We start from the raw sequence: 22565 nt of genomic DNA, 5'->3' as shown, positions 1-22565 counted from the left end.
CTCAGTCTGATGAGTCGTACGCGCCCAGATGACTCGCAGCCAACATCCGCTTGAATGCTATGCACGTGTTGTCGAGGCGCTCCGGCATCTCAAAGCCGGAAATTATCGATTCTGTCGGCTATATGTAATTATTTAGAATGATTTTGTAAATATACAAATGACGTAATTGAAATGCGTATTTAGAGTGTCGTAAATACCGCTAAAAAGAGTTTCAAACGCGATTTTCCTTCTGCTATCTTCTCGCCGTCGACGTCGGCTTTTGGTCGGCGCTCGATCATCACGTTAGACGACCTGTTCGCGATTCGCCCCGGTTCCTATGCGACTATCGCCAAAGGCCCGCCCACCGGGCTTTTGCGCCACGCACCGGGGGTGATCCGTCCACAGCTCATGACGTGTCACGGAATGCCGCCATAGCGGCGGCGTCCCAATTAGCGAGCCGCGCAAGGCGCGCTCGTATCTGTTCGACACACGCTTATTCTTTTAAAGCGACACGAATACGGCATTAGTTAGAGTCTTCTCTCTAAACTTAGTATGCTCCCATCAAAAAAAGTTTGACCGCGCATTTTTTGTCCTGCTATTGTTGCCTCCCATGAAACGCGGGTGACAATCGCGCAAAAAGTTCAGAAGCCGCAGCGCGCTTCGATCAAATTGTCTCCAGTTGTTCATGCCAGACGGAAATGAGCGAGTCGAATTTAATCTATTAGTAGTTCTACTTAGATGGCCGTTCGACTACTGTGAAGTGCCGCCATGGCGTCTCACCGCCGTACCCATACCATTGCACCAGAGTTGGGCCCAGTCGCATAAATTTTGGACTACAAATCAAAGGTCCGGTCGATGGATATGGTTGTCTGAAGTGAACGTTGTTGCCGTATGCAAGCGCGCTGCAGTTACAGAAATGGACGGTTCACGCCGGAGGAGTAAAGGTGGGTACGAAAGTCGAAGGGCAATTCCCGGCAGCAACGGCCCGTATGGAGAGGCCAGGACGCCCGCGTGAGTTTGGGCGCAAGCAGCAAAACCCAGTACGCCGCTTCGGCGGTATCGCAGTTGTTCTGGTCCTGCACGTCGTGCTGATCTACGCACTCATCAATGGGCTTGCGACCAAGGTCGTACAGGTCATCCAGCATCCTATCGAAACGAAAATCATCGAGCCGGTAAAGCCTCCGCCGCCGCCGCCGTTGCCCACCGTGCAATTGCCGCCGCCGAAGTTCGCACCGCCGCCGCCGCCGTTCGTGCCGCCGCCGGAAGTGCAGGTTCAAACGCCGCCGCAGCCGACTATCACGCATCAGGCCACACCGGTCGTATCGGCACCTGCAGTGGCGCCCGCACCGCCGGCGCCACCCGCGCCGAGCAAGCCTGTAAGCGCTGAAGTAGGCGTTGTGTGTCCGAACTCGGATCAGATCCGTTCGTCGATTCGCTACCCGAAAGAAGCGCAGGAGAACAACGTGACGGGTGATGTACTGATTGAATTCGTAGTCGATCCGCAGGGCCATATTACGAATGAACGCGTTGCCAAGTCGGCGGACGATTCTTCACTCGATCGCGCTGCGTTCAACGCGGTCAAGCAGTTCACGTGCGTTTCCCAAGGCCAGGCTGTCCGTGTGCAAGTTCCGTTCTCGTTCAACTTGAACTGAATCCACAGGCTGTTCGGTACCGGTAGCGATTTATCAGTCTTAGTTTAGAAGTTGTACTAATGAACTTGGAGCAGGCATGAAGAAGCGTACTCTCGCCGCATTGGCGGCAACCATGTTGTTCGCCGTAACCACGGTGGATACCTTTGTGGCACCGAATATGGCTCACGCGCAAGCTAGCGACGTCACCGCGTCGGCAGTTGCGCCGGCCACCGCCGCACCGCAAACGGCCGCCCCGGCGGCTGACGAAGCGGTACCGCCACCGGCGCCGGCCACGTCCGAAACCGTCAATAACCCGTACGGTCTCGGCGCGCTCTGGAAGAACGGCGACTTCGTTGCACGCTTCGTACTGATTCTGCTGGTGCTCATGTCGATGGGTAGCTGGTACATCATGATCACCAAGTTCTTCGAGCAGTTCCGTGTGAACCGTCGTGCAAAGAGCGCCGACGAACAACTGTGGACCGCACCCTCGCTGGTCGAAGGCGCGAAGCTGCTCGACGAAGCCTCGCCGTTCCGCTTCATCGCTGAAACGGCGATCGAGGCAGGCGAACATCATGACGAAGCACTGCTCGAAGCCGTCGACCGCAATACGTGGATCGATACATCCGTTGAGCGTGCCATCACCAACGTGTCGAATCGTCTGCAGGACGGTCTGGCGTTCCTCGGTACCGTCGGCTCGACAGCGCCGTTCGTCGGTCTGTTCGGTACGGTGTGGGGCATTTATCACGCGCTGACGGCAATCGGTATCGCTGGCCAGGCTTCGATCGACAAGGTCGCGGGCCCGGTGGGCGAGGCGCTGATCATGACCGCGATCGGCCTTGCCGTGGCCGTGCCGGCGGTGCTCGGCTACAACTTCCTGGTTCGCCGCAACAAGTCGGTGATGGAGCGTGTTCGTACATTCGGCGCACAACTGCACACTGTCCTGCTCGCGGGCAGCCGGCGCTCGGCACGCGCTTCGGCTCGTGAAGCATCGCTGGCCCAATAAGCGGAGTCTGTCATGGCTATGAGCGTTGGGCAGGATGATAGCGACGAGGTCATCTCCAGTATCAACACCACGCCGCTCGTCGATGTGATGCTGGTCCTGCTGATCATCTTTCTGATCACGATTCCGGTGGTGACGCATACGGTGCCGGTGCAACTGCCGAAGGAGACGATCCAGCCGCTGCAGACCACACCCAAAAGTATCGTCATTGCGGTCAACCGCGACGGTGATTTTTTCTGGAACGAGAAGCAGGTAGATGGGCCGACGCTGCTGGCACGCCTGAAAACCGTGTCGGTCATGACGCCGCAGCCGGAAGTGCACGTTCGCGGTGACCAGAGCGCGCGTTATGAATTCATCGGCCGGGTCATTACCGAGTGCGAGCGCGCCGGTATCGCCAAGGTCTCGTTTATTACTGAGCCGCCCGCGCGCGGCGGCTAGGACACGATCATGGGAATGAACGTATCGTCGGGCGGTGGCAATTCCGAACCGGATGTGATGGTCGATATCAATACCACGCCGCTGATCGACGTGATGCTGGTGTTGCTGATCATGCTGATCATCACGATTCCGATCCAGACGCATGCCATCAAGATGAACTTGCCGGTGGGCAATCCGCCGCCGCCGATCACGCAACCGGAAGTGGTGCAGATCGATATCGACTTCGACGGCACCACGACCTGGAATGGCCAGCCGGTGCCGGACCGCGCGGCGCTCGAGTCCAGGCTTGCACAGGTGGCGGCCGAACCGGTTCAGGCGGAAATCCATCTGCGCCCGAACAGGCTGGTGCCGTACAAGGATGTCGCAGCGGTAATGGCGTCCGCGCAACGACTGGGCGCGACGAAAATCGGCCTGATCGGCAACGAGCAGTACATGCAATAGGGAAGTGGAATGCTAACGATCCATCTACGATTCAAGCGCGCTGTCGTTGCGGCTGCTATCGGAGGGCTGTCCGCACTCGCCATGCTGCCGGTCGCGTCTCATGCCGCGGACACCTTGCGACCGGATGTGGCGAAGCCGCTGAACGCCGCGCAGGATCTGTATCGCGCGCACAAGTACAAAGATGCGTTGACGAAGATCGATCAGGCCGACGCGGTTCCCGGCAAAACGGCTTATGAAAGCTACATGGTTCAGGAGATGCGCGGCGCCGCGGCTGCGGCGGCCGGCGAATCCGGAGTGGCCGCCCAGGCCTACGAAACTTTGTTGAGCTCAGGACACCTGACTGGTTCTGACGAGCAACGCACGACTGCGGCACTCGCGGGCATCTACTTCCAGCAGAAAAACTACGCACAGGCCGCGAAGGTCGCGCAGCGCTATCTGAAGTCGGGCGGCAGCGATCCCGATATGCGCACATTGCTTGTGCAGTCTTACTACCTGTCAAACGATTGCGGCAGCGTGGTGAGCCTGCTCAAGCCTGGTGTCGATGCAGAAGTGCGTGCCGGTCACGCACCCGACGAGTCACAACTGCAATTGCTCGGCACGTGCGCGCAACGTGTGAAAGATGACGCGACGTATCGCAGCACGCTCGAAAAGCTGGTTGCCTATCATCCGAAGCAGTCTTACTGGGACGATCTGTTCAACGCGATTCGCAGCAAGCCCGGCTATTCTTCGGCGCTCGATATTGATACCTACCGCCTGCGCCGCGCGACTGGCTCGCTCACCACCGCCGACGACTACATGGAGATGACGCAGCTCGCGATCGTGGCAGGCACTACGGCCGAAGGCAAACAGGTCATCGACCAGGGCTTTTCATCGGGCGTTCTGGGCCACGATGCACAAGCGGATCGCGAAAAGCGGCTGCAGGCGCTCGCCGCGAAGCGGGCGCAAGCGCCGGCCGATCCCGCGAACCCCGTCGCGCCGGTCGACATCGGCTTCAACCAGGTCTTCGCAGGGCAGGCCAGGCAGGGTCTGACAGCCATGGACGCTGCGATCGCGAAGGGCGGAATCGATCACCCGGACCAGGCGCAACTGCATCTCGGCGAGGCGTACTACATTGCGGGCGATAAAGCGCGTGCAGTGCAAACCTTCCGCGCGGTGAAGGGTACCGACGGTTCGGCCGACCTCGCCCGTTTGTGGGTGCTGGTGGCGTCGAAGTAACGGCCTCCTGTTCCCGATATGTTCCATTTTGTGAAGTGTCGCGGAGGTATCCATGCATCGAGCCGGGCGGTACGTTCTCGAGGTGCGGAATGCGGGCCCTCGCAAATAGAAGAGCGTGGTTGCTCGCGCAACCATCGCCCGGTTTGCAGTAAGTACGAAAGTGTCCCGACGATCACAGTGATTGAGCCACCCATCGCGGCAACTAACCAGACATATGGCGCATGTCTTAGGGAGGGTGTTGCACCCAATGAAACATAGTTTGGTTTCATCAAACTAATTTTGACTACGGGATTCTGTCTTGCTATGGTTTTGCCACTCGATAACAAGGCACAGGTCGCAGTTTCTATAGGAAGCAAAATCCGCGCGCTTCGCCAACGACTCAAGCGCACGCTGGATGAAGTGGCAACCACGGCAGGCATTTCCAAGCCTTTTTTGTCGCAGGTGGAACGAGGCCGTGCAACGCCTTCGATTACATCGCTAGTTGGCATTGCTCGAGCTTTAGGTGTGACGGTGCAGTACTTCGTCGATACGCCAACCGAAGACAGGTCGGTGCGTAGAGGGAGTGAACTGAAGTACTTCGGGTTCGACGGAACCGCGAATCTTTTTGGACGGCTGACGAATCTCTCAGTCGGCAGCAAGCTGGAAGTCATCCTCGTCAGAATGCCGGTGGGACAGAACCCATCGGAAGTCACGACGCATGCTGGGGAAGAGTTTTTGTATGTGATGAGCGGCCAGATATCGCTCACGTTGGAAGGTACAACGTTCGTATTGCAAGCGGGTGACACCGCGCATTACGAGTCCACCGTGCCGCACGCCTGGTGCAATACCGCCCGCGAAGAAGCGTTGGTTGTGTGGGTGGGCACGCCAAGATTGTTCTAGATGCCTTTGTTCCATGTTTTCGTGGAAAGCATTCGCTCATGATTTTTAAGCATTACTTAAGGCTTGATTCGTGATTGATCAGGTGGAGAGGCACGACCTGATCCTTCGTTCGAAGTAGTAGAGATGAAAACAATTAGAAAGCGCTGCGCATTTCGTTTGTAATAAATAAGTAGTCCGATATTAATGTTTATGAAGTGTCCCGTCTTCCTGCCTGTATCAGGTGATTCCGGTGCGCTGTTGACCGGTTCTCCGGGCATCAGGAGGAGGGGGCAGCTTTAACGGAGCGCGGCGCAAGATCGCCGTATATCGAGTGGAGAGGTTCACAAGACCTCTCTTCACACACAGCTGTGGCCTTATTGACGAGCGGGAAGGGGAAAATGAAACAAAGGGCATTGGCGCTGGCCATCAAAAGAATAGTCTGGGCTGAACTGGCATTGTCGGCCGTAATCGCCGTACCGGCGTTTGCACAAAGCCAGCCGGCCACCACCGGGACCGCGGCAGGCGCGACGACGGAAAGCACGCCGGCAGCGGCTGCGACTCCGGCATCGGGCACCGCTGCAACACCGTCCGCGGACAACAACACCGCGACGCCGACTGGCAAAGGCGTCCAGCAACTGAAGAAATTCGAAGTGACCGGGTCGCTGATCCGCAGCTCGGACAAGGTCGGTTTCAACCAGGTTCAGACGGTTACGCAGAAAGACATTCAGAATAGCGGTGCAACGACCGTCTCCGATTTTCTGCGCGACACCTCGGCCAACTCGGCGAATAGCTGGAGCGAAGGCCAGTCCGGCAACTTTGCGGCAGGCGCTGCGGGTATCGCCCTGCGCGGCCTCAGCGAAAAATACACGCTGGTGCTGGTGGATGGACAGCGCGTTGCGCCGTTCGCGTTCTTCTCGAACAGCGTCGACTCCTTCTTCGACCTGAACACGCTGCCGTTGAACTCCATCGACCGCATCGAAATCGTGAAGACTGGCGCCGTGTCGCAATACGGCTCGGACGCCATCGCGGGCGTAGTCAACATCATCACGAAGCACGACTTCCAGGGCCTGCAACTCGACGGCAGCTACGGCAGCGCCATCAACGGCGGCGGCGGTGCCGGCACGACCAAATTCGGCGTGCTCGGCGGCTTTGGCGATCTCAACTCCGATCGCTTCAACGTGACGGCCGCCGCGAGCTACTACAAGTCGAACGGCTTCACGCTCGCAGACCGCGACTCGACGCGTAATCAGGACTTCACCAATCAGGCGGGCGGCCTTTCGTTGCTCGCGCCGTCGTACTGGAATATGCCCGACGGCAGCGTGCAGGCGCTTAGCGGTTGTCCGTCCGGCGGTTCGGTGCGCCCTGCAGCCAGCAACTCGCTGACTGCCGGCTTGCCGGGCACGGTGTGCGGCTTCAATACCGCAGAAGGCACGTCGATCGCGCCGATGACCGAGCGTCTCAACGCGAAGATTCACGCAGACTTCAAGATCAACGATACGACGACGGCGTTCGGCGACTTCCTGATCAGCAGCAACTCGACCACCACCAATGATGGTCTGTGGGGCAACGTGGTCGGTAATCCGCAGAACCCGACACTCGTGCTGAATCCGCAGACGAAGCTGCTTACCCCGTTTAGCACGGTGGTGCCGGCGAGTAATCCGTACAACCCGTTCGGGGTTGCCACGCCGCTCACCTATGCTTTCCCGAACTCGATCTCGGAAAAGACCACTGCCACGTACTGGCGCGCATCCACGGGCGTCAAGGGTTCGTTCAATCTGCCGAACGGTGAATGGGATTGGGCGACGTCGGTCAGCCACTCGCAAAGCACGGTCGCGAACACCTACACGAACCAGATTAATTCCGATGTACTGAACAACATTTATCAGAACGGGACACTGAATTTCGCGAATCCGTCGGCTACGCCCAATGCGTTCAACGGGCTGTACATGGATGCGGACAATCTGGGTATCTCGAAGCTCGATACTGTTGACGCGACGTTGTCGACGCCGGAACTGTTCCACTTGCCGACGGGCGACGTGGGCCTCGGGTTCGGTGCGCAGTTCACGCACCAGAGCGAAGTGCTCAACCCGGGTGGGGCATTCGAAGACGGCCTGGTCATCAATCCGAATCTCCAGACGGTGAACGGCCAGCGCAACGTGGCGGCCGTGTATTACCAGGTGGACATTCCGATTTTGCGTAACCTGACCTTCAGCCAGTCGGGTCGTTACGACCACTACAGTGATGTGGGCGGTGCGTTCTCGCCGCGCTTCGCGCTGCGCTATCAGCCGGTTCAGGCGCTCACGATGTACACCTCATACGACCGCGGTTTCCGTGCGCCGACGTTCGTTGAGGACAGCAAGTCGCAGACGCTGGGGATCCAGGTGGATCCGAAAACCGGCCTGAACTACACCTCGATCACCGAGGGTAATCAGAACCTGGCGCCGGAGCACACGCGTAACTTCAACATCGGCTTCCAGTTGTCACCGACCCGCACAACCGATGTCGGCTTTGACTGGTACAAGATTCGCGTCGATAACGTGATCGGCCAGGGCACGCCTTCGCAGATCGCCACTGACCCGACCACGGGCGACGTGCTGTACAAGGTCATTCCGTATCAGAACCTCGGTTACCTCGACACAAACGGCTTCGAAGGCACGTTCCGCCAGTCGCTGCCGACGTCGACCGCCGGTACGTTCACCTTGTCGGGTGACTGGGCTTACGTGGACAGCTTCAAGCTCGGCTTCCTGGGCTCCTCGCCGATAAACGGTGCGGGTAACAACTACACCCTCACGCAACCGTTCGGCGGCAGCTTCCCGCGCTGGAGAGGCAACACCACTCTGGACTGGACGTACCACAAGTTCGACGCAGCGCTGACATGGCAGTTCACGGGTCCGTACGCGCAGAATCTGGCGGCCCAGCCGAACAAGGTGGGATCGTATAGCCAGTTCAACCTGATGATGACGTACACGGGCTTCAAGCACTGGACGATTTACGGCGGCATCGACAACATCTTCAACCGTACACCGCCGTACGATCCGATCTTTGCGAATGGCACGCTGGATCAGAATGGGTATGATCAGTCGATATACACGTACATCGGCCGTTTCGCGCAGATCGGCGCAACGTACAAGTTCTGATGTCCGGCAGTTGATCTGATGGAAGAGCCGCTCCGGTTCCGTTTGTGCAAGGAACCGGAGCGGTGTGCTTTAAGCAGCGACTCATGATATGGCGGCGCAGGCTGCCTGTCGTTGCAATGGGCCCGCGTGCGCCGGTAAAGCCAACAGGCTGCACTCGTGCCGCAGGACGAATCGCGCGCAGGTCACGAGCCAGTGCGCACTGTATGGGCAGATGACAAGAATGATGAATTCCGGACTGCTGCGCCTGCACGACGCGATTGGATGTTTGCCCGGCGTAGTGCGCCGCGCCGCGAACATTCTGGTCACCGTTGTCGCTGCGCCTGGCATATTTGCGGTATGCGTAGCGATCCCGATGGCCGCACAGGCGAATCCGTCGATTTCACAGTACGACCAGCCAAAATATCCCGCTGATTTCACGCATTTCGACTACGCGAATCCCGACGCGCCCACTAATGGTTCGCTCAGTTTCGAAAACTACAGTGAACTGCAAACCTACGATTCGCTGAATCCATTTCTGGTGCGTGGCGCGCCCGCGCCCGACATTCTCAATCTGATGTTCGATACGCTGATGCAGCGTAGCTGGGACGAACTGGCCTCCGAATATCCGTTGATCGCCGACAATGTCGAGGTCGCACCGGATCTGACGTCAGCTACGTTCCATGTCAATCCCGCCGCACGCTTTTCGAACGGCGACCCGATCACCGCCGCCGACGTCAAATATTCGTACGACACGCTGACGAGTCCGCAGGCATCACCGCTTTTCAACGCGCAATTCTCGGTTATCAAAAGCGCGACCGTAATCGATAAGAGCACGATCCGTTTCGATTTCAAGCATCCGGAGCGCGATGCGCCGCTGATCGCCGGTGACCTGCCGATCTTCTCGCCGAAGTGGGGCATCGAGGCCAATGGAAAACGCCTCCCGTTCGACCAGATTTCTTCCACTCCACCGATCAGCAGCGGTCCCTATCTGATCGAGGGACGCAAAAACGACAAGCAGATTTCGTATCGCCGCAACCCTGACTACTGGGCGGCGAATCTGCCATCGCGACGCGGCATGTTCCGTTTTGAGCGCGTCATCTTCAATCTGTACCGCGATCATTACACGCAACTCGAAGCCTTCAAGGCGGGCGACGCGGACGTCATTGTGGAATACAGCGCGACGCAGTGGGCGCGTAAATATGTCGGCAAGAACTTCGACAACGGGCTGTTGAAGAAGGGCGAGTTCGCCGACGGTCCCGCGCAGATGCAGGGCATGCTGATGAATATGCGCAAGCCGATGTTCCAGGATGCGCGCGTGCGTCATGCCCTGACGATGGCACTCGACTACGACTGGATGAACCGGATGATGTTCTATGGTCAATACCGGCGTACCAGCAGCTATTTCGAAGCCAGTCCATTCGGCGCGACCGGCATGCCGGGCCAGAAAGAACTGGCGCTGCTCGAACCGCTGCGCGGCGGCGTGCCGCCTGAAGTGTTCGGTCCGATGCTCAAACAACCGGACACGATCCCGCCGAATTCCTTGCGCGGCAATTTGCGCGTCGCCCGCGATCTGCTGGCGCAAGCCGGATGGCACTATCGCGACGGTGCGTTGCGCGACGCCAACGGGACACCGATGACGATCGAGATCATGGACGACCAGCCCGGCATGGATCGTCTGATCCTGCCATATATGCAGGCGCTCGGCATGCTCGGCATTCAGGCTCATATGCGCGAAATCGACAGTGCCTTGTACGAGAAACGGCTGGACAATTTCGAGTACGACATGACTACCTTCATCTATCCACCGGTCACGATTCCGGGCGCCGAACTGACGCGCCGCTTCGGGAGTGCGGCCGCTTCCGAAGTCGGCTCCGAAAACTATATGGGCATCCGTTCGAAGGCGATCGATTCGCTGATTCACTCCGCGCTTTCCGCCACCAATCTCGACGATCTGGAGGCCGCGACCCGTGCGCTGGATCGTGTATTGATCTATTCGTTCTACCTGGTGCCGGAGTACTACGCGCCGGGTGCTCGCATCGGCTACAAGACCACGCTCGGCTTTCCGAAAACTGTGCCGAATTCCTATCTGTACGAAGACTGGGTCATTGACTACTGGTATGCGAAAGCGCCGGGCACACAAGCTACACAGCTACCGCCTGTGGCTCAATCCGCATCTGCCACAACGGCTGCAGCCCATTAAGGAACAGCATGCTTGCCTACATTCTCAGACGGTTGCTGTTGATGGTGCCAACGCTGCTCGGCGTGGTCACGCTGACTTTTGTCGTCACGCAGTTCGTGCCGGGTGGGCCGGTTGAACAGGTGATGACGCAACTCCGCCACGGCGTTGGCCGTGGCGGAGAGGCGGGGTCGGGGGGCGGCGGCTATCACGGCAGCCAGGGTGTCGATCCGCAACAACTCGAGCAAATCAAGAAGCAGTTCGGCTTCGACAAGCCACCGCTCGAGCGCTACGTTCTGATGCTCAAGCGCTATGCGACCTTCGATCTCGGTCAGTCCTACTATCAGCATGACAGCGTGTGGGACGTCATCAAATCGAAGCTGCCGGTGTCGATTACGCTCGGCTTATGGACGGTGATGCTCACGTATCTGATATCGGTGCCGTTGGGCATTGCGAAAGCGGTGCGCAACGGTTCGCGCTTTGACACCGTGACCAGCGTACTGGTGCTCGCCGGTTACGCGATTCCCGGTTTCGTGCTGGGCGTGCTGCTGCTGATGCTGTTCGGTGGCGGTACGTTCTGGCAGGTGTTTCCGATGCGCGGCCTGACCTCGGATAATTTTAGCGACCTCAGCGCCTTCGGCAAGGTGCTCGATTACCTGTGGCACATCGTGCTGCCGGTCACCGCTTCGGTGGTAGGCAACTTCGCGATCGTCACCATCCTGACCAAGAATACCTTTCTCGAGGAGATCGGACGTCAATACGTATTGACCGCGCGCGCCAAGGGCGCGCCGGAGCGCGACGTGCTGTGGAAACACGTGCTGCGCAATGCCGCGATTCCGTTGCTGACCGGTTTGCCGGCGGCCTTTGTCGGCGCGTTTCTGAACGGCAACCTGCTGATTGAAACCCTGTTCTCACTCGACGGCATGGGCCAACTTTCGTACGACTCGGTGATTCGCCGTGACTATCCGGTCGTGCTCGGTTCCCTGTTTCTATTCACGCTGATCGCCCTCGTAACCAAACTCATTGCTGACGTCTGCTATGTCCTCGTCGACCCCCGCATCCAATTCAACCGCCTGGACCGCTGACGCGTCCGGTGCGGCGCACGCGGCGTCGCCATCTCCATGGCGACGCACATGGCTGCGCTTCAAACGGCAGCGGCTCGGTTACTGGAGCCTCGTGATCTTCGTATCGTTGTTCGTCATCAGCCTGCTCGGCGAGGTGCTGTCCAACGATCGTCCGTTGATTGTCCGTTATGAGGGGCACTATTATTTTCCGATCGTAAAGGACTATTCGGAGAAAATTTTCGGCGGCGATTTTCCGGCACGCGCGAACTATCTCGATCCGTATATCCGCTCGCGGCTCGAATCGAACGGCAACTTTGCGATCTATCCGCCGAATCATTTCCACTACGACACGATCGACTACTTCGCCGCGCATCCTTACCCGGCGCCGCCTACCAGGAGCAACTGGCTCGGCACGGACCAATACGGCCGCGACGTGCTTGCGCGGCTGCTGTACGGTTTCCGGCTTTCGGTGCTGATGGCGCTGGCGCTTACAGTATCCGGTGTCCTGATCGGCGTATTGACTGGCGCGGTGCAGGGCTTTTACGGCGGGCGCACCGATCTGATCGGCCAGCGTCTGATCGAGATCTGGAGCTCGATGCCTGACCTGTACCTGCTGATCATCTTCGCGTCGATTTTCGAGCCGACGCTATGGTTGCTCTTTATTCTTCTATCGATGTTCGGCTGGCTCGTGCTCTCCGACTACGTACGCGCTGAATTCCTGCGTAACCGCTCGCTGGATTACGTGAGGGCGGCGCGCACCATGGGCCTCTCGAACTGGCAGATTATGTGGCGCCACGTGCTGCCGAATAGCCTGACACCCGTGATCACCTTTCTGCCGTTCCGTATGAGTGCCGCGATTCTGTCGCTGACCAGTCTCGACTTTCTTGGGCTGGGCGTGCCGCCGCCGACGCCGAGCCTCGGCGAGCTGCTTCAGGAAGGCAAGAACAACCTTGACGCCTGGTGGATTTCGATTTCGGCGTTCGCCGCCCTGGTGATCACGCTGCTGCTGTTGACCTTCATGGGCGACGCGTTGCGCAATGCGCTCGATACGCGCTCGCGCGGCTCGGCATTCGGCGGAGGTCCGCGATGAGCGACCCGAAACCGAACCGGCCGTTGCTCGAGATCGATCGCTTCTCCGTGCGTTTCGGCGACAAGATCGCGGTGCACGAACTGAGCCTCTCGATCGCGCGAGGCGAACGTGTCGCACTCGTCGGTGAATCGGGCTCCGGCAAAAGCGTCACCGCGTTGTCGATTCTTCGCCTTGTCGAGCATGCCGACCTGAGCGGCCGCATGCTGCTCGACGGCGAAGATCTGCTGCAGAAAACCGAGCAGCAGATGCGCGGCCTGCGCGGCGCCGACGTGGCAATGGTGTTTCAGGAGCCGATGACGGCGCTCAATCCGCTCTTTACGATCGGCAAGCAGATTGCCGAAAGTTTGCGTTTGCACGAAGGCTTACGGCCGAACGCGGCGCGCCAGCGCGGCATTGAGGCGCTCAGGCGCACGGGCATTCCCGAGCCCGAACGCCGCATCGACAGCTTTCCGCATCAACTGTCGGGCGGCCAGCGGCAGCGCGCGATGATCGCGATGGCGCTCGCGTGCCGGCCACGTCTGCTGCTTGCCGACGAGCCGACCACCGCGCTCGACGTTACCGTGCGCCAGCAGATCGTCGATCTGTTGATCACGCTGCAGGAGCAGGAAGCGGCCGAACGTGGCATGGCTGTACTGCTGATCACGCATGACCTGAATCTGGTGAAGCGTTTTGCACAGCGCGTCGCGGTGATGGAGAAGGGTGTGCTGGTCGAAACCAATACGACCGAAGCGTTATTCTCCAACCCACAGCATCCCTACACCCAGCGCCTGCTGGACAGCGAGCCGCAACGTGCAGTCGAGCCGGTCGAGCCGGGTGCGCGGCGGTTGCTCGAGGTGCAGGGGCTCGCCGTCGACTACAGCACGTCCGCGAAAGGCTGGCGTTCCATGTTCGGGCGCTCCACCTTCCGCGCGGTGCACGACGTCGACCTGAGCGTGCGGCGCGGCGAAACGCTCGGCATCGTCGGCGAATCGGGGTCGGGTAAATCGACGCTGGCGGCGACCGTGCTAGGCCTGCAGCGACCAGCGGCCGGCCATATTCATATCGACGGCTTGCCGCTTTCCACGCTGAAAACCCAGCGTTCCCGCCGGGCGCTGTATTCGCGCATGCAAGTCGTGTTTCAGGATCCGTTTGGCTCATTGTCGCCCCGTATGACAGTGGAGCAGATCATCGGCGAAGGCCTGACGATGCATCAGCCCGACATGGATGCCAAAGCGCGGCGCGCACGCGTGGGTGGCCTGCTGGAAGAAGTGGGCATGTCTGCGGACTCCATGCTGCGCTATCCGCACGAGTTTTCCGGCGGCCAGCGCCAACGAATTGCGATTGCGCGAGCGCTCGCGGTCGAGCCGGAATTGCTGGTGCTCGACGAGCCGACCAGTGCGCTCGACGTATCCATTCAGAAGCAGGTGCTGAATCTGCTGACGAATCTGCAGAAAAAGTACAAACTAAGCTATTTGTTCATTACGCACGATCTGGCGGTGATGCGAGCCATGGCGCATCGCGTGATCGTGATGAAGTCAGGACGCATCGTTGAAGCCGGCGACACACTCGATGTGTTGCGCGCGCCGTCGCATCCTTATACCCAGTCGCTGCTCGCGTCGTCACTGATTGTGTCGCCGGCGGGTGCAACAGGGACTCATACGGGAACCACGAATGATTGACGAACGTTGGGCGCAGGCCGCCCGATCGCTTATGAGCCGCGCGGCATTCTGGTCGCTGCGCATTGTCGACGAACAGATCGACGATCACGAGATCCGCAACGACATCGCACAACCAATGCGCACGGTGCGCGATCGTGGCGCGATGCTGATCGCGTGGGTGGGCGCGGGAGCAGGCTATGCGGCCACCGCGAATCTGAGTGCCGCCGGCCTGCAGGAAGCGCTGGATCTTGCCACGACCCGCGCGGAAGCGAGCGCGGCCTTCTCGTTGATCGATCACCGCGAGGTGGCGCGCCCCGCCATGAGCGGCCACTATGTGTCGCCAAACGCGCAGCAGGCATTGCCGGGCCGCGCCGAATGGTTAGACCGCCTGGGCGTGGAGTGCGCGAGCGCGAATCTCGATGCACGCATCGTCGAACGCGTCGCCGCCGTGCAGATTACGCATACCGACCAGCTTTACATGACCGGTGACGGTGTGCGGATCGATCAGCGGTTCCAGTTCGTGATGCCGCAATTGAGCGTGGCCGCACACGCGGACGGCGATACGCAAGTGCGTACCCTCGGCGGTAATTACGGCACCCTGGGGCAGGGCGGCATGGAGGTGTTGACGCGCTTCGGCTTCGACGGCTCAGGCGTACGTGTCGCCACTGAAGCGCTGCAATTGCTGGCCGCGCCGAATTGCCCGTCCGGCAAGCGCGATTTGCTGCTGATGCCCGATCAGATGATGCTGCAGATTCACGAATCGATCGGCCATCCGCTCGAACTCGATCGCATTCTCGGCGACGAGCGCAACTTCGCCGGCTGGAGCTTCGTCAAGAAGGAAATGTTCGGCTCGTACCGCTATGGGTCGGAACTGCTGAACGTGACCTTCGACCCCGAATTGCGCGAGGAGGCCGCCGCCTATGCATTCGACGACGACGGCACCGAAGCGCACAAGCAATACCTGATACGCGACGGGGTGCTCGAACGTCCGCTCGGCGGTGCGCTTTCGCAGCAACGCGCGCATATGGCGGGTGTGGCGAATTCACGCGCGTCGAACTGGAACCGGCCACCGATCGACCGGATGGCGAATCTGAATATCGAGCCCGGCGAGAGTTCACTGGCGCAGATGATCGGCAACATCGAACACGGCATTCTGATGCGCACCAATACGTCGTGGTCGATCGACGACCATCGCAACAAATTCCAGTTTGGCTGCGAGTTCGGCCAACTGATCGAAAACGGCAAGCTCACCGAGGTCGTCAAACAGCCGAATTACCGCGGCATTTCGGCGAATTTCTGGCGCAGCCTGAGCGCGGTGGGGAGCGCGGAGACGCGCGAGGTGTACGGCACGTCCATGTGCGGCAAGGGCGAACCGGCGCAGATCATTCGCGTCGGCCATGCCTCGCCGGCTTGCGTGTTCAGCAATATCGACGTGTTCGGAGGCGCATGATGAGCCAATTCATGTCCTCGCGTTCCGCGCGGTCGATTGACTGGCAGCAGCATTTCACATCGCTGGCCGACGCCATCGAACGCTTGCAGCAAGGCGCGGAAACCACGCTGAGTTCTTTTGCGGGCGAGCAGTCGGACTTTATCCGTTTCAACTCGGGCAAGGTGCGGCAGATCGGCAGCGTGTCGCAAGGCAAGCTGACGTTGCGTTTGATCGACGGTGCACGCCAGGCCTATTCGACGCTGACCGTTTGCGGCGACCTGCAACAGGATCTCGACGATGTGAGCGCTACGCTCGCCACCTTGCGTGAAAGCCTGCGCGGTGCGGCGGACGATCCGCATCTGTTGTTCGACACGTCGCAATGGCAGCGCGCCACGCAACGTTCGGGCAAACTGCCGGAGCCGGGCGGCTTGTTGCGCACCGTTGCCGAATGTGCGCAAGGGCTGGATTTCGTCGGCTTTTACGCGGGCGGCACCATCGTGCGCGGTTTCGCGTCCACGAGTGGCAGCCGCGGCTGGTACGAAGTCGATAACTTCAATTTCAGCTGGTCGCTATACGATCCAAGCGGCCGTGCGATCAAAACAACGTATGCCGGCGACGACTGGAGCGATGCCGTGTTCGTGCGCAAGGTCGGGCAGGCGGCAACGCGCGTCTCCGTGCTTGCGCGCACACCGCGCACGTTGGCGCCGGGGCGTTATCGTTCATATCTGGCGCCTGAAGCACTCGCCGAATTGCTCGGTGTGACGGCATGGAACGGTTTTTCGGCACGCGCGCAGGCGAGTTCGCGCAGCGAGTTGTACAAGCTGCATGTGGGAGAAATCGTAGTCGACCCGCGCGTCACGATCAGCGAAGATCTGAATCTCGGCATTACCCCCGGTTTTAACGACGACGGCTACCTGCGCGAAAGCGTCCCGTTGATTCAGGCCGGCCGCAGTGCCGAACGCCTGACCAATGCACGCAGCGCGCGCGAGTACGGGTTGACGCCCAACGGTGCGCTGGCGAACGAGTCGCCGGCTGCGCTCTCAATGCAGCCGGGCGATCTGCTGGAAGAGGACGTGCTGGCGAAGCTCGATACCGGTCTCTACATCGGCAATCTCTGGTACGTGAATTTCTCCGACCGGATGAATTGCCGCCTGACCGGCATGACGCGCTTTGCGACCTTCTGGGTCGAGAACGGGCAGATCGTCGCGCCGCTCGAGGCCATGCGTTTCGACGACAGTTTGTACCGCCTGCTCGGCAGCGAACTCGAGCAACTCGGCTCGCAAGCGGAATTGCTATTGAGCGACTCGACATGGGGCGAGCGCGCCACGGGCGGCATGCAATTGCCCGGCATCCTGGCGAGATCATTCGAATTGACGTTATGAGCCTATGGATCAAAACAAAGAAACAGAATCTGTACCTGAGCGCTTGCCGGAGGGCCTGACGCTGCGCGCGTTGCGCGTGGCCGACGCGGAACAATTCCACGCAATGCAGCAGTTGCCGGTGGTGGTCAACGGCAATCCGCACGTGCCGTTTGAGTCAGTCGCCATCACGCGGGAGTACATCGAGAAGCTGGCCCCCGGTGAGATCGTGATTGCGGCAACTGTCGGCGACACGCTGGTTGGCGAAGCGGAACTGACGCCTTATAAGGGGCGCCGCGCGCATGCCGGGTCGATTGGCATTTGCGTGCACGACGCATGGCACAGGCGTGGCATCGGCAATGTGCTGATGACCGAATTACTCGATCTCGCTGACAACTGGCTCGGTCTGCGCCGGGTTGAGTTGCATGTGTTTACTGACAACTACGCGGCGCTCGCGTTGTACCGCAAGTTCGGCTTCGAGATCGAAGTGCGCCAGCGCGGCGCGGTGTTGCGCCGTGGCGTGTTGATCGACTGCTATTTCATGGCGCGGTTGCGTGAACCCGCACCGTTGATGTCGACGCCTTCAGTACCCAACCTCGCAGCGGAATAAAGCCATGAAAGAAGAAACGTTGCAGAGCGACGCGGCGCTCGAGAACCGCATCACGGTGCGAGCGCTCGAATCGTCCGACATGGAGGCGTTTGCCGAGATCATGAGCCTGCCGGCCGTGCGGCGTGGCACGCTCTCGGTTGGCTATCGCAACATTGAACAACTCCGCGCGTGGCACGAGAAGCAACTCAAGGGTGGTGTGAGTGTGTGCGCGTGTCTCGACGGTCGCATGGTGGGGCACGCCGGGTTGGAGATTTACCGTTCGAGCCGCGCGCATGGCGCGCATTTAGGATTGGCCGTCCATGACGGGTATCATGGGCGCGGTGTTGGCTCGGCCCTTCTGCAGGCGTTGACCGACTGCGCGGATGCGTCTCTCGGTTTGCGTCGCATCGAACTCACGGTGTTCACCGACAACGCGCCGGCGATCGCGCTGTACCGCAAGTTCGGCTTTGTCGAAGAAGGCCGTTCACGCGGTTTTGCAATGCGCGAGGGCATTCTGGCCGACGTGCTGCATATGGCCCGTCTCGTCGAGGCGCCGCGCCTCCAGGCAATCTGAACGGAATTTTGCGTGCCATTCTTCTTTATAGACCGCCCGGTCTTCGCGTGGATCGTCGCGCTCGCCATTGTCGTGGCGGGCGCGCTCGCTATTCCGCAACTGCCGGTGGCGCAGTATCCGCGTCTTGCGCCGCCGCGCATCGTGATCAGCGCGACCTATCCGGGAGCGGCCACCGAGGTGGTCGATGCCAACGTCGGCAGCATCATCGAGGAGAGTCTCGATGGCGCCGACAATATGCTGTACTACGAAACGACCAGCGACAACCTCGGCAATCTCGAGATCGACGCGACCTTTGCGCCAGGTACCAATCCTGACCTGGCACTGGTGGATATCCAGAACCGGCTCAAGCAGGTCGAGCCGCGTTTGCCGCAACAGGTCGTGCAGCAGGGCATTAGCGTATTCAAGGCGGCCAACACGTTTCTGATGCTGGTCGCGCTGACATCCACGGATGGCTCGCGCGATTCCGTGCAATTGAGCGACTATCTGAGCCGCTACGTGCTGCGCGAACTGAAGCGTGCGCCTGGCGTGGGTGCGGCTGAGTTGTGGGACGCCGACGAAGCGCTGCGTATCTGGCTCGATCCAATGAAGCTGCGCGAGTACGGGCTCGGCGCGGCGGAGGTGAATGCCGCGATCGCTGCGCAGAACGCCACGGTGACGGCCGGCACGCTGGGCGACGCGCCTTTCGTTCCGGGTCAGCAGTTGACGGCCTCGGTCAGCGTGAAGGGGCAACTGATTTCACCCGCCGAATTCGGACAGATCGTGCTGAAGGCGCTGCCCGACGGTTCGGCGGTGCGCTTGCGCGATGTCGCGCGGGTCGAACTGGGCCGCGACAATTACTCGTACTACTCGCGCCTGAACGGCAAGGCTGCGGCGACCGTCGGGATTCAACTCGGACCGCGCGGTAATGCGCTCGAGACCTCCAACGCCATCCGCGCGCGGCTCGCCGAGTTGTCGAAAGGTTTGCCGCCGGGCGTCGCCGTCGAAATTCCGTTCGACAACGCGCATTTCGTAAAGATTGCGATTCGTGAAGTGCTCGTCACGCTGGCGGAAGCGGTGGTGCTGGTGTTCTTCGTGATGTGGCTGTTCCTGCGCGATCTGCGCTATACGCTGGTGCCGACTGTCGTGATTCCGGTCACGCTAATGGGCGCGTTTCTCGCGATGTACGCGTGCGGCCTGTCGATCAACGTGTTCACGATGTTCGGCCTTGTGCTTGCCATCGGCATTCTCGTCGACGATGCGATCGTGGTGGTGGAAAGCGTGCATCGCGTAATGGAAGAAGAGGGCCTGCCGCCGCGTGAGGCCACCCGTAAAGCGATGTCGCAGATCGGCGGCGCGATCGTCGGCGTGACCGCGGTGCTGACGGCCGTGTTCGTGCCGATGGCGTTCTTTCCGGGCGGCGTCGGCGGCATCTACCGTCAGTTCGCGGTGGCGATGATCGCGTCGATGCTGATTTCATCGTTCATGGCTTTGTCGTTGACGCCCGCGCTGTGCGCGAATTTGCTGAAAGCGCACAAGCACCCGGTTAGTCAGCGCGACGCCCGCCGCGGCCTGCCCGGCTTTGCGGCGCGTGCGGCGAGCCGTTTCACGGCCGGTTTCGATCGTGCCGCGCGCGGCTATCGCGGGCTGACCGCGCGTACGTTGCACCGTATCGGACCGATGCTGGCGATCTATGCCGTGCTGGTTGGCGTGTGCGCGGCACTGTACTGGCAGTTGCCCGGCGGTTTTTTGCCAAGCGAAGACGAAGGTCAGTTGCAGGTGATGGTGCAATTGCCGGCCGGTGCGACGCAGGCACGTACGCTCGCGGTGGTCCAACGGGTGGAAAAGATCCTGCACACTGAGTCCGCGATTGCGCACGTCACCAGTGTGGTCGGCTGGAGTTTTACCGGCAGCGGTCAGAACGTGGCGATGGGCTTTGTCGAACTGAAAGACTGGGGCAAGCGCGACACCGATGCGATGGCGTTGCGCGACCGGCTCAACGAGAAGTTCGACAAGATTCTCGACGGTAATGTCGAGGCGCAATTGCCGCCTTCCGTGCCCGGACTCGGGCATTCGGACGGTTTCGTGTTCCGGCTCGAAGATCGCGGCGGCGTTGGGCTGGACGCGCTGAAGGCTGCGCGCGAGCAACTGTTCACGCAGGCCAAGGCAAGCCCGGTACTGGCTTCGGTGCATTCGGAAGATCTGCCGGATGCGCCGCGCGTCGAACTCATCATCGACCGCGCGAAAGCGTACGCGCTCGGCGTGTCGTTCGACCGCATCTCGGATGTGCTGGGCAGCACCTTCGGCTCGACGTATATCGACGATTTTCCAGCCGGCGGCCGGATGCGCCGCGTGATGATCTCCGCCGACGCCGCCACGCGCATGACCGAAGACGATCTGATGGCGCTCGCCGTGCCGAACTCGACGGGCGGCATGGTGCCGCTATCCGCGATCGCGTCACGGCATTGGTCCATCGGCCCGGTGATGCTGACCCGCTACAACGGTTATCCGTCGCTCGACGTGAGCGGCCACGCAGCCCCCGGCTACAGTTCGGGCGCGGCGATGGCGGAGATGGAACGGCTCGCTGCCTCATTGCCGACCGGTGTTTCGTATGACTGGGTCGACGCGGCGCGCGAAGAAACCGCGGCGGCTCAGCTCACACCGTTGCTGATCGCGTTGTCGCTGCTGGCCGTGTTCATGGCGTTGGCGGCCTTGTACGAAAGCTGGACGATCCCGCTTGCCGTGCTGATGGTCGTGCCGCTCGGCGTGATCGGCGCGGTCGCCGCGGTGCTGCTGCGCGGCATGCCCAACGACGTGTACTTCAAGGTCGGCATGATTACGGTGATCGGCCTCGCGGCGAAAAACGCAATTCTGATCGTGCAGTTCGCACGCGATCTGTATCGACAGGGCCTGCCCTTGACGCGTGCCGTGACCGACGCCGCGGCCGCGCGTTTCCGGCCGATCGTGATGACCTCGGCGGCGTTCCTGCTGGGCGTCGTACCCTTGGTGGTGTCGAGCGGTGCGGGCGCCGAGAGTCGTCGTTCGATCGGCACCGGTGTGTTCGGCGGAGTATTGGCGGCCACGCTGTTCGGTCTCGTGTTCGCGCCGGTTGCGTTTCACGCGGTTGCCTCGCTAACGTATAGCAGGCGCCGGCTCGCAGAGCTGCGCCGCAAGCGTGACGAACGACGCGGGCGCCGGGAGACGGCAGAGCGCGGCCGGCTGACGAATGGCCGATGACGTGACGGCGCTCACACCGCGCGTGGGCGCCGCCGCCGTCAGAGCCGGGCGCGGTGGTTAGCCGGCCGGCTGATTCGCTGCTTGCGTGGACGCCGCTCCAGCCGGCGTTTGCGTAGTGGTCGCAGACGCATGTGCGGCCGGCATGCAGTCCACGCGATATTCGGCTTGCAGGCTCTGTTCCGCCTGTGACAGGTCGTCCGGGTAGGTGTTGGCGTCGTCGGGATCGTAACCCACCGCCTCGAGTTCACCGAGTTCCTGCATCAACTGCTTGTGTGTCACTTCGCTCTTGAGCTGCTTGAACGGATAGTCGTTGCATTGTTGCGGCGTGAGACCCGGCGAGGCCATCGCCGAAGCGCTGCCGATCAGCAGAAGGGTGGTGACGAGGGTTCTGGTTGCGAGCTTCATTTCATACCATCCACGATAGGGTTCGAGTCGGACCGCAAGGAAAGCAGCGGGATGGCAGTAGGCTAGTTGAGGCCGCCTACCGGAGCGGCGTCGGGAAAATGAAATTTGTTTTATCGTTGCTTCGCTCGTTTTCATTGAGCCCGCGGCGAACTTAAATTTTTCTTCATGAAGCGGATATTCATCCGCTATACGACTGCGCGTAGCCTGCAGGCAGGCACTGAGGCAAGGCGGCGACACCCGTCGAATCGCACGCCCGTCCCCTGAACGCGCAAGCCGAATATGGCATTATGTCTTCCTACTGATAACCGGTCGCGCCCGCCGCTTGCGTCAGTAGAGCAGGTGGCAGCGCATG

Annotated in this window: 17 protein-coding genes; 16 read left to right on the top strand and 1 reads right to left on the bottom strand. The window is 60.5% G+C overall.

All coding sequences use genetic code 11. From position 1 onward, the window contains the following. The first annotated feature begins 968 nt into the window (after positions 1–968). The 16 genes from ACUN0E_RS34880 to ACUN0E_RS34805 all read left to right on the top strand — a co-directional run bounded on the left by ACUN0E_RS34880 (position 969) and on the right by ACUN0E_RS34805 (position 21808). A complete protein-coding gene (locus tag ACUN0E_RS34880; protein ID WP_408232719.1) occupies positions 969–1631 on the top strand; it encodes an energy transducer TonB in 663 nt (220 codons plus the stop codon). A 76-nt stretch (positions 1632–1707) separates the two neighbouring features. Further along, positions 1708–2613, top strand: coding sequence for a MotA/TolQ/ExbB proton channel family protein (locus ACUN0E_RS34875; protein ID WP_445569462.1), 906 nt, complete (start codon positions 1708–1710; stop codon positions 2611–2613). Positions 2614–2625: 12 nt separating this feature from the next. Beyond that, complete coding sequence (locus tag ACUN0E_RS34870) at positions 2626–3048, top strand: ExbD/TolR family protein (protein WP_074284788.1); 423 nt, start codon at positions 2626–2628, stop codon at positions 3046–3048. 9 nt (positions 3049–3057) lie between these two features. Beyond that, positions 3058–3489, top strand: coding sequence for an ExbD/TolR family protein (locus ACUN0E_RS34865; protein WP_445569461.1), 432 nt, complete (start codon positions 3058–3060; stop codon positions 3487–3489). A gap of 9 nt (positions 3490–3498) precedes the next feature. Then, complete coding sequence (locus ACUN0E_RS34860) at positions 3499–4704, top strand: tetratricopeptide repeat protein (protein WP_445569460.1); 1206 nt, start codon at positions 3499–3501, stop codon at positions 4702–4704. Positions 4705–5007: 303 nt separating this feature from the next. Continuing rightward, the gene (locus ACUN0E_RS34855; protein WP_408232670.1) at positions 5008–5583 is read left to right on the top strand and encodes a helix-turn-helix domain-containing protein; all 576 of its coding nucleotides are present in this window, start codon (positions 5008–5010) and stop codon (positions 5581–5583) included. 377 nt (positions 5584–5960) lie between these two features. After that, positions 5961–8699: a TonB-dependent receptor gene (locus ACUN0E_RS34850; protein ID WP_408232667.1), complete on the top strand. Its 2739-nt coding sequence runs from the start codon at positions 5961–5963 to the stop codon at positions 8697–8699. Between the two features lie 223 nt (positions 8700–8922). Next, positions 8923–10878, top strand: coding sequence for an extracellular solute-binding protein (locus ACUN0E_RS34845; RefSeq protein WP_445570577.1), 1956 nt, complete (start codon positions 8923–8925; stop codon positions 10876–10878). A gap of 8 nt (positions 10879–10886) precedes the next feature. Further along, positions 10887–11939, top strand: a complete 1053-nt coding sequence (locus ACUN0E_RS34840; RefSeq protein WP_445569459.1) for a microcin C ABC transporter permease YejB — start codon at positions 10887–10889, stop codon at positions 11937–11939. Then, positions 11893–13008 carry an ABC transporter permease gene (locus tag ACUN0E_RS34835; protein ID WP_408392184.1) on the top strand — a complete coding sequence of 372 codons (1116 nt, stop codon included), beginning with the start codon at positions 11893–11895 and terminating at the stop codon, positions 13006–13008. The genes ACUN0E_RS34840 and ACUN0E_RS34835 overlap by 47 nt, the downstream gene beginning before the upstream one ends. Then, positions 13005–14666, top strand: coding sequence for an ABC transporter ATP-binding protein (locus tag ACUN0E_RS34830; protein WP_445569458.1), 1662 nt, complete (start codon positions 13005–13007; stop codon positions 14664–14666). The genes ACUN0E_RS34835 and ACUN0E_RS34830 overlap by 4 nt, the downstream gene beginning before the upstream one ends. Beyond that, the gene (locus ACUN0E_RS34825; protein ID WP_445569457.1) at positions 14659–16095 is read left to right on the top strand and encodes a TldD/PmbA family protein; all 1437 of its coding nucleotides are present in this window, start codon (positions 14659–14661) and stop codon (positions 16093–16095) included. Before ACUN0E_RS34830 ends, ACUN0E_RS34825 begins: the two co-directional genes overlap by 8 nt. Beyond that, on the top strand, positions 16095–17456 hold the full coding sequence (locus ACUN0E_RS34820; protein WP_445570576.1) for a TldD/PmbA family protein: 1362 nt from the start codon (positions 16095–16097) through the stop codon (positions 17454–17456). The genes ACUN0E_RS34825 and ACUN0E_RS34820 overlap by 1 nt, the downstream gene beginning before the upstream one ends. A gap of 4 nt (positions 17457–17460) precedes the next feature. Continuing rightward, a complete protein-coding gene (locus tag ACUN0E_RS34815) occupies positions 17461–18042 on the top strand; it encodes a GNAT family N-acetyltransferase (protein ID WP_445569456.1) in 582 nt (193 codons plus the stop codon). Between the two features lie 4 nt (positions 18043–18046). Then, positions 18047–18595 (top strand): GNAT family N-acetyltransferase, encoded by a 549-nt coding sequence (locus tag ACUN0E_RS34810; protein WP_445569455.1) that lies wholly within the window; start codon positions 18047–18049, stop codon positions 18593–18595. 12 nt (positions 18596–18607) lie between these two features. After that, the gene (locus ACUN0E_RS34805) at positions 18608–21808 is read left to right on the top strand and encodes a multidrug efflux RND transporter permease subunit (RefSeq protein ID WP_445569454.1); all 3201 of its coding nucleotides are present in this window, start codon (positions 18608–18610) and stop codon (positions 21806–21808) included. Between the two features lie 57 nt (positions 21809–21865). Here ACUN0E_RS34805 and ACUN0E_RS34800 read toward each other — a convergent pair whose 3' ends face one another. Then, complete coding sequence (locus ACUN0E_RS34800; RefSeq protein WP_445569453.1) at positions 21866–22213, bottom strand: DUF4148 domain-containing protein; 348 nt, start codon at positions 22211–22213, stop codon at positions 21866–21868. Positions 22214–22565: the final 352 nt, after the last annotated feature.

Source organism: Paraburkholderia sp. D1E, assembly GCF_052682275.1.
This window is presented reverse-complemented; position numbering and strand designations above follow the sequence as displayed.

What these genes read in the sequence shown, in the direction of transcription:
- ACUN0E_RS34820 (WP_445570576.1), top strand. Translation starts at nt 16,095, where the DNA reads ATGAGCCAATTCATGTCCTCGCGTTCCGCGCGGTCGATTGACTGGCAG.
- ACUN0E_RS34810 (WP_445569455.1), top strand. Translation starts at nt 18,047, where the DNA reads ATGAAAGAAGAAACGTTGCAGAGCGACGCGGCGCTCGAGAACCGCATC.
- ACUN0E_RS34855 (WP_408232670.1), top strand. Translation starts at nt 5,008, where the DNA reads ATGGTTTTGCCACTCGATAACAAGGCACAGGTCGCAGTTTCTATAGGA.
- ACUN0E_RS34825 (WP_445569457.1), top strand. Translation starts at nt 14,659, where the DNA reads ATGATTGACGAACGTTGGGCGCAGGCCGCCCGATCGCTTATGAGCCGC.
- ACUN0E_RS34835 (WP_408392184.1), top strand. Translation starts at nt 11,893, where the DNA reads ATGTCCTCGTCGACCCCCGCATCCAATTCAACCGCCTGGACCGCTGAC.
- ACUN0E_RS34815 (WP_445569456.1), top strand. Translation starts at nt 17,461, where the DNA reads ATGGATCAAAACAAAGAAACAGAATCTGTACCTGAGCGCTTGCCGGAG.
- ACUN0E_RS34840 (WP_445569459.1), top strand. Translation starts at nt 10,887, where the DNA reads ATGCTTGCCTACATTCTCAGACGGTTGCTGTTGATGGTGCCAACGCTG.
- ACUN0E_RS34880 (WP_408232719.1), top strand. Translation starts at nt 969, where the DNA reads ATGGAGAGGCCAGGACGCCCGCGTGAGTTTGGGCGCAAGCAGCAAAAC.
- ACUN0E_RS34845 (WP_445570577.1), top strand. Translation starts at nt 8,923, where the DNA reads ATGAATTCCGGACTGCTGCGCCTGCACGACGCGATTGGATGTTTGCCC.
- ACUN0E_RS34830 (WP_445569458.1), top strand. Translation starts at nt 13,005, where the DNA reads ATGAGCGACCCGAAACCGAACCGGCCGTTGCTCGAGATCGATCGCTTC.
- ACUN0E_RS34875 (WP_445569462.1), top strand. Translation starts at nt 1,708, where the DNA reads ATGAAGAAGCGTACTCTCGCCGCATTGGCGGCAACCATGTTGTTCGCC.
- ACUN0E_RS34860 (WP_445569460.1), top strand. Translation starts at nt 3,499, where the DNA reads ATGCTAACGATCCATCTACGATTCAAGCGCGCTGTCGTTGCGGCTGCT.
- ACUN0E_RS34865 (WP_445569461.1), top strand. Translation starts at nt 3,058, where the DNA reads ATGGGAATGAACGTATCGTCGGGCGGTGGCAATTCCGAACCGGATGTG.
- ACUN0E_RS34800 (WP_445569453.1), bottom strand. Translation starts at nt 22,213, where the DNA reads ATGAAGCTCGCAACCAGAACCCTCGTCACCACCCTTCTGCTGATCGGC.
- ACUN0E_RS34850 (WP_408232667.1), top strand. Translation starts at nt 5,961, where the DNA reads ATGAAACAAAGGGCATTGGCGCTGGCCATCAAAAGAATAGTCTGGGCT.
- ACUN0E_RS34870 (WP_074284788.1), top strand. Translation starts at nt 2,626, where the DNA reads ATGGCTATGAGCGTTGGGCAGGATGATAGCGACGAGGTCATCTCCAGT.